Below are 12,319 nucleotides of genomic sequence, written 5' to 3'. Positions count from 1 at the left end.
CGCCCGTGAGGGGGCCTTTTTGCGTGCCGCGTCTGCCACGATGCCCCGACGCGGGCCGCGGTGGGGTTGCCGTCCCCAGCCTCCGGTTCGGCTACCATGGCGCCCGTCTCGCCCTCCCCTGTCACCCCCATGGACGACACGCTGATCGCGGTCTTCACGACGCTGCCCGACGAGGCCGGCGCGCGCGCCCTGGCCGAAGCGCTGGTGCGCGCACGGCTGGCCGCCTGCGTGCAGCTGCACGCCATCGCCAGCGTCTACGAGTGGGACGGCGCCGTGCAGCACGACGCCGAGTGGCGGCTGCTGGCCAAGGCGCGCGCAACCGACTGGCCGGCGCTGCGCGACTTCATCGCCGCGCGGCATCCTTACCGCCTGCCGGCCATCTGGCGCGCGCCGATCGAGGCCAGCGACGGCTACGCCGCCTGGGTGCGCCAGCAGACGGCGCGACCACCGGCGGCCTGAGCCGCCGCCCGACCCGCCGGACCGGGGCCCTTGAAAAGCGCTCGCCCAACCCTTATGATTAGCACTCGCAGGCGGTGAGTGCTAACAACCGTGGCTGAGCCCGGCTGGTCGGCCCGCACCGCCCTTCCTGAAGACTTTTCTCATCTCGTCCGACACGACAGGAGATCCCATGAAGCTTCGTCCTCTCGCCGATCGCGTGATCGTCAAGCGTCTGGAAAACGAAACCAAGACCGCCTCGGGCATCGTGATCCCGGACAACGCGGCCGAGAAGCCGGACCAAGGTGAGGTGATCGCCGTCGGCCCCGGCAAGACCAATGACAAGGGCGAGACCAAGCCGCTGAGCGTCAAGGTCGGCGACCGTGTGCTGTTCGGCAAGTACAGCGGCCAGACCGTCAAGGTCGACGGCGAGGAGCTGCTGGTGATGAAGGAAGACGACCTGTTCGCCGTGATCGAGAAGTGATCCGGCGCGGCGCGCAACCCTGCATCGCGATCCAAACCCTTTTCCATTTCTGAAACAAGGAGCTGACTGACATGGCAGCGAAAGACGTCGTTTTCGGTGCTGACGCCCGTGCCCGCATGGTCGAAGGCGTCAACATCCTGGCCAACGCGGTCAAGGTGACCCTGGGCCCGAAGGGCCGCAACGTGGTGCTGGAGCGCAGCTTCGGCGCCCCCACCGTCACCAAGGACGGCGTGTCGGTGGCCAAGGAAATCGAGCTGAAGGACAAGCTCATGAACATGGGCGCCCAGATGGTCAAGGAAGTGGCGTCCAAGACCAGCGACAACGCCGGTGACGGTACCACCACCGCCACCGTGCTGGCCCAGGCCATCGTGCGCGAGGGCATGAAGTACGTGGCCGCCGGCATGAACCCGATGGACCTCAAGCGCGGCATCGACAAGGCTGTCGAGGCGCTGGTGGCCGAGCTGAAGAAGATCAGCAAGCCCACCACCACCAGCAAGGAGATCGCCCAGGTCGGCGCCATCTCGGCCAACAGCGACGAGTCGATCGGCCAGATCATCGCCGACGCGATGGACAAGGTCGGCAAGGAAGGCGTCATCACCGTCGAGGACGGCAAGAGCCTGAGCAACGAGCTGGATGTCGTCGAGGGCATGCAGTTCGACCGCGGCTACCTGTCGCCGTACTTCATCAACAACCCCGACAAGCAGGTCTGCGTGCTGGAGAACCCGTACGTCCTGCTGCACGACAAGAAGATCAGCAACATCCGTGACCTGCTGCCGGCGCTGGAGCAGGTGGCCAAGGCCGGCCGTCCGCTGCTGATCATCGCCGAGGACGTCGAGGGCGAGGCGCTGGCCACGCTGGTGGTCAACACCATCCGCGGCATCCTGAAGGTCTGCGCGGTCAAGGCGCCGGGCTTCGGCGACCGCCGCAAGGCCATGCTGGAGGACATCGCGATCCTGACCGGCGGCAAGGTCATCGCCGAGGAAGTCGGCCTGTCGCTGGAGAAGGTGACGCTGGCCGACCTGGGTCAGGCCAAGCGCGTCGAGGTGGCCAAGGAGAACACCACCATCATCGACGGTGCCGGCAAGGCCGAGGACATCGAGGCGCGCGTCAAGCAGATCCGCGTGCAGATCGAGGAAGCCACCAGCGACTACGACCGTGAGAAGCTGCAGGAGCGCGTGGCCAAGCTCGCCGGCGGCGTGGCGGTGATCAAGGTCGGCGCGGCCACCGAGGTCGAAATGAAGGAGAAGAAGGCCCGCGTCGAGGACGCGCTGCACGCCACCCGTGCCGCCGTCGAGGAGGGCATCGTGCCCGGTGGTGGCGTGGCGCTGCTGCGTGCCCGTCAGGCGGTCGGCCAGCTCAAGGGCAGCAACGCCGACCAGGATGCGGGCATCCAGATCGTCATGCGCGCCATCGAAGAGCCGCTGCGTCAGATCGTGGCCAACGCCGGCGACGAGCCCAGCGTGGTGATCGCCAAGGTGCTGGAGGGCAAGGGCAACTTCGGCTACAACGCGGCCAACGGCACCTACGGCGACATGATCGAGATGGGCATCCTGGATCCGACCAAGGTGACCCGCACCGCGCTGCAGAACGCCGCCTCGGTGGCCGGCCTGATGCTGACCACCGAGTGCATGGTGGCCGAGGCGCCGAAGAACGACGCCAAGCCGGCCGCCGGTGGCGGCATGGGCGGCATGGACATGGACATGTGATCGGCGGCTGACGCACGCTGAGCACACCACCATGCGCAAGACCGTCGGGGGCGACCCCGGCGGTCTTTTTGCTTGGGGGCGGGCAGATCGGGGAGCGCACTCAGCGGCCGTTGGGGCCGTTGCCGCCGGCCAGCGCGCGCAGCTCGCGCTCCCAGGCCTGCAGCTGGGCGACGGCGCGCTCGCGCTGCGCCGGCGTGGCGCGCGCGTGCCAGTCCGCCAGCCACGCACAGCCCTGCGCCCACGCCTCGTCCTGCCAGGCCGCGAGCGCCGGGTCGGGCGAGCGCCACGTGCGCGCCCACAGCGCCCGCACCTCGGCGCGCGCCGCCGCGGAGTCGAGCCCGCGCAGACGGCGTGCGGTGTCGAGCCAGTCGGCCTGGCGGCGCTGGCGCTCGGCCCAGGCGAGATCCGGCCGATAGGGGCTGGCCGCCAGCCGGTCGCGCAGCCAGCGGCGCTGGGCGTCGTCGAGCCGGCCGTAGAACATCTCCAGCCGCTCGCGCGTGCGGCGCAACCGCAGCCCGCGGTCCGGGTCGGGGTCGCCCCAGTCGCGCCGCCACTCCTCATCCCTCTCGGCAAGGCGGCGCTGCCAATGCGCCAGCTGCGCGTCGGTCGGCGTCGGCAGCCAGCGCGCCAGATCGTCCACGGTGCGCTCGCCAGCCTCGCGCAGCAGCGCGCGCAGCGCCTCGCCCTCGCGGCAGACGGCGGCCGCATCCGGCGTGCCGGCGGCCAGCCGCTGCCAGCGCACCAGCAGCTCGGCCAGCGCCGGCAGCTGCCCGTGCCGGTGCCACTCATGCCAGCGTCGCAGCGCCTCGGCCACGCCGCGGTGCTGCACCTCGTCCAGATCCCACAGGCTGTCCAGCTGCCACAGCGCGATCGTCGGCAGCCGCGGGTAGGTCAGCGTCACGACGCCGCAGCCGGCCAGCCACAGCGCGGCCAGCGCCGCCGCGAGCCAGCCCGCCAGGCGCGCGCGGCGCATGCGCTCACTCCGCTTCCAGCGCGCGGCTCAGCGCGATGTAGCGCGCCAGGTGATGGTCCTCGTCGCCGAGCTCGTGGTCGATCAGCACCAGCCGCTTGGCGTAGTGCGCCAGCGGCAGCTCCCACGTCATGCCGATGCCGCCGTGCAGCTGGATCGCTTCCTCGGCCAGGTGCGTGCCGTGACGCCCGACGGTGACCTTGGCCGCCGCCAGTGCGCGGCCGCGCACGCGCACGTCGGGCTCCTCCAACGCGGCCGCCGCGTTGATCACGGCTGAACGCGTCTGCTCCAGCGCCATCCACAGATCGACCATGCGGTGCTGCAGGGCCTGGAAGCTGCCGATCGGCCGGCCGAACTGACGGCGCGTCTGCAGGTACTGCCGTGTCTGCTCGAAGGCAACCTCCATCGCACCCAGCGCCTCGGCGCACAGCGCCAGCGTGCCGACGTCCAGCCCCCAGGCCAGGGCCTCGGCGGCGTGCGCCGGGCCGGCCACCAGCGCCTCGGGGCCGAGCTGCACCGCGGGCAGCCACAGCTCGGCGGCGCGCCCGCCGTCGACGCGGCGCACGTCGCGCAGGCGCACGCCGGGTGTCTCGCGCGGCACCCAGAACAGCGCCAGCCCGGCCGGGTCGCGCACTGCGCCGCTGAGGCGCGCACTGACCAGCCAGCCAGCCGCCTGCGCGCCGAACGGCACCACCGCCTTGTGCCCGTCCAGCACCCAGCCGCCCGGGTCGCGCTGCGCCACCGTGGCCACGTGCCACGGCTCGTGGTGGGCGTCGGGCTCGCCGTGCGCCAGCGCCACCACCGCCCCCTCCTGCAACCGCTGCAGCAGCGGCCGCCAGCGCGCCGGTTGCTCGGCACGGGCCAGCGTCTGGCCCACCATCAGCGCGCCCAGCAGCGGCTCCTGCACGAGCGCCCGGCCGGCCTGCTCAAAGACGACCATGATGTCGACGCCACCGCCGCCCAGCCCGTCGACCTCCGGGGGCAGCAGCGCCGCCACCGCCCCCAGCTCCACCAGAGCGGCCCAGACTTCGGCATCGTAGCCCAGGGGACTGACCGCCGCGGCGTGGCGGCGCGCGATCGGGTAGCGCTCGGCGAGGTAGCGCCCCAAGGTGTCGGCCAGCATGCGCTGGTCGTCCGAAAGCGTGAAATCCATCGCCCCTGCCTCCCGTCACAGCCCCAGCACCGCCTTGGCGATGATGTTCTTCTGGATCTCGTTGGAGCCGCCGAAGATCGACAGCTTGCGGTGGTTGAAATACTGCAGCGCCGCGGTGGCCGCTCCCGGCGGGCCGAGTGCCTGGTCGGCGCCCTCCAGCGTCAGCGCCTCCTCGATCCACGGCAGCGCGTACGGCCCCATGGCGCGGCGCGTCAGGCTCAGGATCTCCTGCCGCACCTGCGTGCCCAGGATCTTGAGCAGCGAACTCTGCGGCCCCGGCGCACCGCCACCGGCCACCGCCGCCAGCACGCGCAGGTTGGTGGTCTTGAGGTTGTCCAGCTCGATTTCCACGCGCGCCAGCCGCGCGGCGAACAGCGGCTCCTCGATCAGCGGCCGGCCGCCCTTGTGCACGGCACGCGCGATGACCTTGAGCCGCTCCAGCCCCGCCACCGAAAAGCCGATGCCGGCGAGGTTGGTGCGCTCGTAGGTCAACAGGTACTTGGCGATCGTCCAGCCCTGGTTCTCCGCGCCGACCAGGCGGTCCGCCGGCACGCGCACGTCGGTCAGGAACACCTCGTTGACCTCGTGCTCGCCGTCCAGCGTGAGGATCGGCCGCACCTCCACGCCCGGGCTGTCCAGGTCGATCAACAGGAAACTGATGCCCTCCTGCGGCTTGGCGTCGCGGTCGGTGCGCACGAGGCAGAACATCCGGTTGGCGTAGTGTCCGAGCGTCGTCCAAGTCTTCTGACCGTTGACGACGTAGTGATCGCCGTCGCGCACCGCGGTGGTCCTGAGCGAGGCCAAGTCCGACCCCGCCCCCGGCTCCGAATAGCCCTGGCACCACCAGTCCGACCCGTCCAGGATGCGCGGCAGCCAGTGGCGCTTCTGCTCCTCGGTGCCGTAGCGGATCAGCACCGGCCCCAGCATGTGCACGCCAAACGGCACGATGCGCGGCGCGCCGGCCAGCGCGCATTCGTGCTCGAAGATGAAGCGCTGCACCGGCCCCCAGCCCGGACCGCCCCATTCGCGCGGCCAATGGCCGGCCAGCCAGCCGCGCGCGTGCAGGATGGCGTGCCAGCGCGCCATGTCGTCGCGCGTCAGCCGCAGGCCCTGCCGGACCTTGGCAGCCAGCTCAGCGGGCAGATGGTCGCGCAGGAAAGCTCGCACCTCCGCGCGAAAGGCCTCTTCCTCAGGGGTGAAACGCAGATCCATGCTGACAGGTCTTTCGGCGACGGGCCGCGTCGGCGGCCCGGGCGCCATCGTACGCGCGCACCGGTCTGGCTGCCAGCGCCGGCTGTCCGCTCCGCGACGCCCTCGCGCGCGGCCCCGTCAGGCCCTGCGCCGCGGTCATGTATAATGGAAGTCTTTCCGATCCCCGATAGCTCAGTCGGTAGAGCGCCGGACTGTTAATCCGTAGGTCCCTGGTTCGAGCCCAGGTCGGGGAGCCAACGAAATCGACGACTTGGCCCGCCTCCGTGCGGGCTTTTTCGTGGCCGGAAGGGTTTCTGCTGCATTTTGGCTGCATGGCGGCGGTCAACCGCGTGGCGGTCGCGGCACCCACAGCCAAAGCAGCGCTGCCGCCAGCAGCGCGCACCCGGCCGAAAACCCGAACGCCACCGCCACGCCGATGCGCTCGTACAGCCAGCCAAACAGCGCCGAGGCCGGCAGCAGCATCGTGCCGGCGGTCATGTTGAACCATCCATAGGCGGTGCCGCGCTGCTCGGGCGTCGCCAGGTCGGCGACCAGCGCCTTCTCGACCCCTTCGGTGGCGGCGAGGAACACGCCGTAGAAACCGAACCACAGCAGCAGCCACACGCCCGCCGGCGCCGCCAGCCCCAGCACCAGATAGAACAGCGCGTAGGCCCCGTAGCCCGCCAGCAGCAGCGCGCGGCGGCCGACGCGGTCCGACAGACCCGACAGCGGCGCCGACAACAGCATCGCGATGGCCGAGACGGCCGCCCACAGCAGCGGCACCTGCGCCTGCGGCACGCCGAGTTCGCTGGCGCGCAGCAGCAGGAACATGTTGGAGGAGTTGCCCATGGTGAACAGCCCCACCACCACGAGAAAGCGCCGGTAGCCCGGCGGCAGGCTCGCCCAGCCGGCGAGCGAAGGCCGCGGCGCCGACGGAGCCACGGGCGCCGCAGCCGCCCGGGCTTCCGGCAGCGCCAGCGTCAGCAGCACGCACAGGACGCCCGGCACGAGCGTCCACAGCAGCACGTCGCGCAGCGGCATGCCGGCGGCCAGCAGCGCGGCGGCCAGCAACGGCCCCAGCACCGCGCCGGCGTTGTCCATCGCGCGGTGGATGCCGAAGGCCAGCCCGCGCCGGTCCGGGCCGACGCTCGCGGCCAGCAGCGCATCGCGCGGCGAGGTGCGCAGCCCCTTGCCGACGCGATCGGCGAAGCGGATCGCCAGCAGCGTCGGCCAGCTGCTCACCAGCGCGATCAGCGGCCGGCCCAGCGCCGCCAGCGCGTAGCCGACGACGATCCACGGCTTGCTGCGGCGCGTGCGATCCACCGCCACGCCGGAAACCAGCTTGAGCAGCGCCGCGGTGGCTTCGGCGATGCCCTCGATCAAGCCCAGCGCCTTCGGCCCGGCCATCAGCACCGAGGTCAGGAACAGCGGCACCAGCGGATAGACCAGTTCCGAGGCCGTGTCGTTGACGAGGCTGATCAGGCCGATCAGCCAGACGGTGCGCGGCAGCGCGCGCAACGTGTCAAGCATCATCGTTCTCCCGCCAGAGGCGCGGCACCAGCGCCACGCAGGCCACCATGCCCAGCAGCTCCACCAGCGACTGCGCCACGATCACCACCGCCACCGCCTCCCAGCCCGGCGGCAGGGCCAGCGCCAGCGGCAGCACGACGAACGAGTTGCGCGTGCCGAGGCTGAAGGCGAGCGTGCGCCCCTGCGCCGGCGGCAGGCCATGCGCGCGCGCCAGCCCCCACGCCAGTGCCAGCGCCCCGACCAGGTAGAGCGCGAACAGCGGCAGCGTCGCCGCCACCGCGTCCCACGCGCGCCCGACGGCGGCCACCTGCGCGCAGGCGATCAGCCCCACCACCAGCGCCAGCAGCGGCACCGGCCACCAGGCCAGCCGCTCGCGCACGCGCTGCCAGCGCGGCGCGCGCCCGGCCCGCCGCTCCAGCGCCGCCGCCAGCGCCAGCGGCCCCGCGACCAGCGCCACCGCCGGCAGCAGGTCCGCCCACGACCAGCCGGCCAGCGCCTGCGCGTCGGCCATGGCCGCGAGGTAGATGGGCAGCAAGGCCAGCTGCAGGATGAGGTTCAGCGGCGTGACGGCGATCGCGCGCGCCGCATCGCCCCGGCCGAGCTGCGTGAAGGTGATGAACCAGTCCGTGCATGGTACCAGCAGCACCAGCAGCACCCCGAGCCGCTGCGCACCGTGCAGCCCGAACGCCGCCACCAGCGCCCAGACCAGGAGCGGTACCGCGACGAAGTTGCCCAGCAGCACGGCGCGCGCGAAGCGGGCGTCGCGCCAGGCGCGGCGCACGTGCAGCAGCGGGATCTGCGCGAACGTGGCCAGCAGCAGCAGCGCCAGCACCGGCCACAGCGACGCCGCCGCCAGCGGCGCCAGGGCCGGCAGCGCGGAGCCGGCTGCCCAGCCAAGTGCGATGGCCAGCAGGTACAGCCAGACCTGGTGTCGTTCGAGCGTGAAGCGGTCCATGCGGCGTCGGCGCGCGGCGGCGACCGTTCGCCACGCCGCCGGCGCGCGTCACGCAATGTACTGGAACAGCGACAGCCGCTGCACCTGCGCGTACGACGACAGCCCGGCCTGGTAGGCCAGCTGCTGGGTCTGGAAGCGCGAGATCGCCTCCACCATGTCGAGGTCGGTGAGCTCCGACTGCTGGGCGATGTGGTAGTCCTCGCGCGCCTTCAGCGCCGCCTGCACCGCATCGGCGCGGTTGAGCCAGTCGCCCAGCTGGCCGCGGGCGGAGAGCACGGCGTCGAGCCGCACTGCCAGGTTGGCGTTGGCCTGTCCGAGCTCGTTGGCCAGGTCCTGCGGCGTCAGACTGGGGTTGCGCAGCGCGATGATGGCGCGATCCAGCGTTTCCCAGATGCTGTCGTTGCCCTGCTGGCCCAAGAGGTCGGATCGGCCAAAGATGCGCTCGCCATCCAGGACGTGCGGCAGCGAGGTCTCGCCGGGCGCAGACTGACCGGAAAGCCCGCGCCACTCGACGATGCGGCCGTCGACACCGTATGGCATGAAATCGCCACCCGTGAGAGCCTCGGCGAAGGGTTTGCCGTCGGCCGTGGTCATCCCCTGCCCCATGAAGAGCGGGCGGCCGAGCGTGTCCTGCGTGTTGGAAAGCGCCAGAATGCGCTCGCGGATGCCCTCCAGCTCGTCGGCGATGGTGCGGCGGTCGCTGGCGTTGAGCGCGCCGTTGCCGCCCTGCACGATCAGCTCCTTGGCGCGGTGGTAGAGGTCGTTGACGGTGCCGAGCGTGCTTTCGGCCAGCTCGATGTTGCGCCGCGCCGCCTCCAGGGCGCGCTGGTCGGACTGGATGCGCTGCATGCGCGCCTGCTCGCGCTCGGCCAGCGCGGCGGCGGCCGGGTCGTCGCTGATGCGGCGCACGCGCTTGCCGGAGGAAAGCTGGTCCTGCAGCTCCGCCAGCTGCGCGCCGCGCTGCTGCAGCCGGTCGATGGTGCGGTCGTAGCTGTAGGCCGTGGCGACGCGGTAGACGGTGGACATGATGGGCCTCGTCAACGGAAGGTGCTGATCAGCGTGTCGAAGATCGACTGCACCGTCTGCAGGTACTTGGCGCTGGCCTGGTAGGCCTGCTGGAACTGCAGCATGCGCGCGGCCTCCTCGTCGAGGTTGACGCCGGCCTGGTTGGCGCGGCGCTGCTCGGCGTCGTCGGCCTGCGCCTTGGAGAAGCTCGCGCGCGTCTGCGCCTCGTTGACGCGCGAGGCGAGGTTGGAAAACACCGCCACGTAGCCCTCCGACAGCTTGACGCTGCCGTCGAACATCACCTGGTCGCGCAGCGCCAGCATCGCCTGGGCGTTGCTGCCGTTGAATGCAACCCCCGCAGCAGGCGTGGCGACAAGCTGGAAGACGTCGCCGTTGTTGGGCTGCCCCCGCAGCGTGATCTTCACCTCCACCGTATTGGCGCCCGAGGTGTAAGTGAACACCATCGGTTCGCCGGGGGTGTAGGTGACGCCGCCCGGCGTAAATCCAGCCAAGCTGAAGGTGTTGGTGAGCGAGGCATATGTCAACGCGGCAGGCAGGCTGGGCATCACCCACGAACCCGCGGTCACGGTGGCGGAGACGGCCTCGATCGTGGCGTTGCCGGTGTTGGGCGTACCGATCGACAGCGTCAACCGGCCGGCCGCAGCCAATTCGGCCGGCCGCGACAGCGCCATTTGCAGCGAGCTGGCGGCCGTGGCGCCCGGGGACAGCATGAAGCGATCCCCCGCCGCGGGTGAGGTCGGCACACTCAGCGTCAGCCCCTCCAGGGAGTAGCCGTTGACGGTGACCGGGGCGGCGGCGTTGGCCTGCCAGCCGGTGCCGTTCCAATACCACCCGTCGCTGCCGCGCCGGATCAGCGCTTGCGTGGCGGAGGTAAATTCCAGAATGTAATCCTCGGCCTTGAGCTGGGTCGGATCGGCCACCGTCGCGCTCACGCTGCCGCTGCCGATGTTGCTGGCCGCCGGCTTGCCCGTCAAGGCGTCGTGGGTCAGCAGATCGCCCCCCGGATTGCCGAGCAGGTCCAGCCCGCTTTGCTGCTGCCGATTCACGGTCGTGGCCAGGGCCAGCGCCATGCGGCCCAATTCGGCCTGGGTGCGGATGACGTCGCGGTTGACGAAGTCGAGCAGGCCCTTGAGCTTGCCGCCGCTGACGAAATCGGTCGGCACGTCGTAGGCGGTGGCGCCTTGCACGAACTGCAGCTGAATCTGGCGGTCGCCATCCAGCTCGGCACGCGACACGCGCAGCTCGGCCGCGCGGTTGCCCAGCACCAGCGGAAGGCTGCCGGCCACGAACACCGACAGCGTGCCGTCATCGGCGCGCAGCGTGGTCACCTGCACCTGATCGTTGAGCTGCGCGATCAGGCGGTCGCGCTGGTCGAGCAGGTCGTTGGGGCTGGCGCCGGTGCCCTGCGCGCGGGCGATGGCGTCGTTGACGTTGGCGATCGCCTGCGCCAGGCGGTTGATCTCCTTGGTGACTTCGGTGGCCTGCAGGCGCGCGCCGGTGGCGATCTCGTCGATGCGCGCGGCGCCGTCGCGGATGCGCGCGGCCAGCGCGTCGAAGTTGTCCAGCACCACCTGCCGCGCCGCGCTGTCGCTGGGGCTGGAGGCCACATCGGTCCAGGCGTTGAGCGCGTCGTTGAGCAGCTTGCCGAGGCTGCCCTCACCGAGCGGAAAGAGCGACTCGACGCTCTGCAGGTACTGCAGGCGCGTCTGGTCGGCGGCGGCGGTGGCGCGCGTCAGGTTGGACTCGCGCGTCAGGAAGGCGTCGTAGCCCTCGCGCGCCACGGCCTCGATCTGCACGCCCTTGCCGAAGTAGCCGCTGCCCAGCTGCTGCCCCGGCACGGCGTTGAGCTCGACGCGCTGGCGCGTGTAGCCGGCGGTGTTGGCGTTGGCGATGTTGTGGCCGATGACCTGCAGCGCGGCCTGGTTGGTGGTCAGCGCGCGGGTGGCGATGTTGAGGGCGCTCATGCCGGCCTCCGGTCCTCAGCTCAGGCCAGCGCGCGCTGCAGCTGCAGCGTGGTGTTGATGACGCGGCTGAGCTTGGCCGCGTACTGCGGGTCGGTGGCGTAGCCGGCCTGCTGCAGCTGCTGGGCGAACGCCTGCGGCGAGTGCAGGTTGCGCAGCACCGCCTGGTAGCGCGGGCTGCCGGTGATCAGGCGCGCGTAGTCGCGGAACGCCTCGGCGTAGCTGTCGTAGGCGCGGAAGCGCTGCACCACCTTGCGCGGCTGGCCGTCCACGTATTCGGTGGTGGTGACCTCGGCGACCTTGCCGGTCCAGCCCGGGCCGGCCTTGATGCCGAACAGGTTGTGCGAGTTGCCGCCGTCGGCGGTGCGGATCTCGCTGCGGCCCCAGCCGGTCTCGTGCGCGGCCTGGCCGATCATGAACGCGGCCGGGATGCCGGTCTCGCGCTGCACCTGCTGCGCCACCGCGCGGTGGCGCTCGACGAAGGCGGCCTGTGCGGCGCTCGGGCGCACGGCCCCGTCGGGCACGGAGGCTGCGGCGGTGGCCGGCGCAGCGCCGCTCTGCGCCGCGCCCGGCCGCGCGGCGGGGTCGATCTGCTGCTGCAACTGGCGCTCGATCATTTCGCTCAAGCCCCCCGGCAGGCCGGTCATCTTGACCGCCCACTGCTCGTCGAGCAGGTCCATGCCGAGGTCGCTGCCTTCGTTGTCCATCAGGCCACTTTTCATCGTCGCCTCGCGCATGGACTTGAGCAGTTCGCGCATGAACAGCGCCTCGAACTGACGGGCGGTCTCCTTCAGCGCCGCCTTCGGGTCGCGGCCGGCGGCGCCCTTGAGGGCGTCGAGGCTGCGGGCATCCGCCGCCAGCCCGCGCGCGGCGTCGGCCCCCAGGGTGAAGCGCACGTCGGCCACCAT

General features: G+C 71.3%; 11 protein-coding genes and 1 tRNA gene. 4 read left to right on the top strand and 8 right to left on the bottom strand.

Annotated features, from left to right (window positions below; translation table 11 throughout):
• Positions 1–129: 129 nt before the first annotated feature.
• The 3 genes from cutA (at position 130) to groL (ending at position 2,625) form a co-directional block, all read left to right on the top strand.
• The gene (gene cutA / locus Tsedi_RS03095) at positions 130–459 is read left to right on the top strand and encodes a divalent-cation tolerance protein CutA (protein WP_143893497.1); all 330 of its coding nucleotides are present in this window, start codon (positions 130–132) and stop codon (positions 457–459) included.
• Positions 460–628: 169 nt separating this feature from the next.
• Positions 629–919, top strand: a complete 291-nt coding sequence (groES, locus tag Tsedi_RS03090; RefSeq protein ID WP_132962944.1) for a co-chaperone GroES — start codon at positions 629–631, stop codon at positions 917–919.
• A gap of 71 nt (positions 920–990) precedes the next feature.
• Positions 991–2,625 (top strand): chaperonin GroEL, encoded by a 1,635-nt coding sequence (gene groL, locus Tsedi_RS03085; protein WP_143893495.1) that lies wholly within the window; start codon positions 991–993, stop codon positions 2,623–2,625.
• 100 nt (positions 2,626–2,725) lie between these two features.
• Here groL and Tsedi_RS03080 read toward each other — a convergent pair whose 3' ends face one another.
• From Tsedi_RS03080 to Tsedi_RS03070, 3 genes are read right to left on the bottom strand one after another with little or no spacing between them, the layout of a single operon-like run.
• Positions 2,726–3,598: a DUF6279 family lipoprotein gene (locus Tsedi_RS03080; protein WP_143893493.1), complete on the bottom strand. Its 873-nt coding sequence runs from the start codon at positions 3,596–3,598 to the stop codon at positions 2,726–2,728.
• A gap of 4 nt (positions 3,599–3,602) precedes the next feature.
• Complete coding sequence (locus Tsedi_RS03075) at positions 3,603–4,748, bottom strand: acyl-CoA dehydrogenase family protein (protein ID WP_143893491.1); 1,146 nt, start codon at positions 4,746–4,748, stop codon at positions 3,603–3,605.
• A gap of 15 nt (positions 4,749–4,763) precedes the next feature.
• On the bottom strand, positions 4,764–5,960 hold the full coding sequence (locus Tsedi_RS03070) for an acyl-CoA dehydrogenase family protein (RefSeq protein ID WP_143893489.1): 1,197 nt from the start codon (positions 5,958–5,960) through the stop codon (positions 4,764–4,766).
• Positions 5,961–6,120: 160 nt separating this feature from the next.
• Between Tsedi_RS03070 and Tsedi_RS03065 the strand changes: the two genes are divergently transcribed.
• Positions 6,121–6,196, top strand: a tRNA-Asn gene (locus Tsedi_RS03065).
• Positions 6,197–6,281: 85 nt separating this feature from the next.
• Here Tsedi_RS03065 and Tsedi_RS03060 read toward each other — a convergent pair.
• Genes Tsedi_RS03060 through flgJ form a run of 5 tightly spaced genes read right to left on the bottom strand, consistent with a single transcriptional unit; the run spans position 6,282 to position 12,319 of the window.
• The gene (locus Tsedi_RS03060) at positions 6,282–7,469 is read right to left on the bottom strand and encodes an MFS transporter (protein ID WP_143893486.1); all 1,188 of its coding nucleotides are present in this window, start codon (positions 7,467–7,469) and stop codon (positions 6,282–6,284) included.
• Positions 7,462–8,424: an arsenic resistance protein gene (locus Tsedi_RS03055; protein ID WP_143893484.1), complete on the bottom strand. Its 963-nt coding sequence runs from the start codon at positions 8,422–8,424 to the stop codon at positions 7,462–7,464. The genes Tsedi_RS03060 and Tsedi_RS03055 overlap by 8 nt, the downstream gene beginning before the upstream one ends.
• Before the next feature lie 48 nt (positions 8,425–8,472).
• On the bottom strand, positions 8,473–9,450 hold the full coding sequence (locus Tsedi_RS03050; RefSeq protein ID WP_143893482.1) for a flagellin N-terminal helical domain-containing protein: 978 nt from the start codon (positions 9,448–9,450) through the stop codon (positions 8,473–8,475).
• Between the two features lie 11 nt (positions 9,451–9,461).
• The gene (flgK, locus tag Tsedi_RS03045) at positions 9,462–11,414 is read right to left on the bottom strand and encodes a flagellar hook-associated protein FlgK (RefSeq protein ID WP_143893480.1); all 1,953 of its coding nucleotides are present in this window, start codon (positions 11,412–11,414) and stop codon (positions 9,462–9,464) included.
• A gap of 20 nt (positions 11,415–11,434) precedes the next feature.
• Entirely contained in the window at positions 11,435–12,319 is an 885-nt protein-coding gene (gene flgJ / locus Tsedi_RS03040) for a flagellar assembly peptidoglycan hydrolase FlgJ (protein ID WP_143893478.1), read from the bottom strand.

Source organism: Tepidimonas sediminis (assembly GCF_007556605.1).
Lineage (GTDB): Bacteria > Pseudomonadota > Gammaproteobacteria > Burkholderiales > Burkholderiaceae_C > Tepidimonas > Tepidimonas sediminis.
This window is presented reverse-complemented; position numbering and strand designations above follow the sequence as displayed.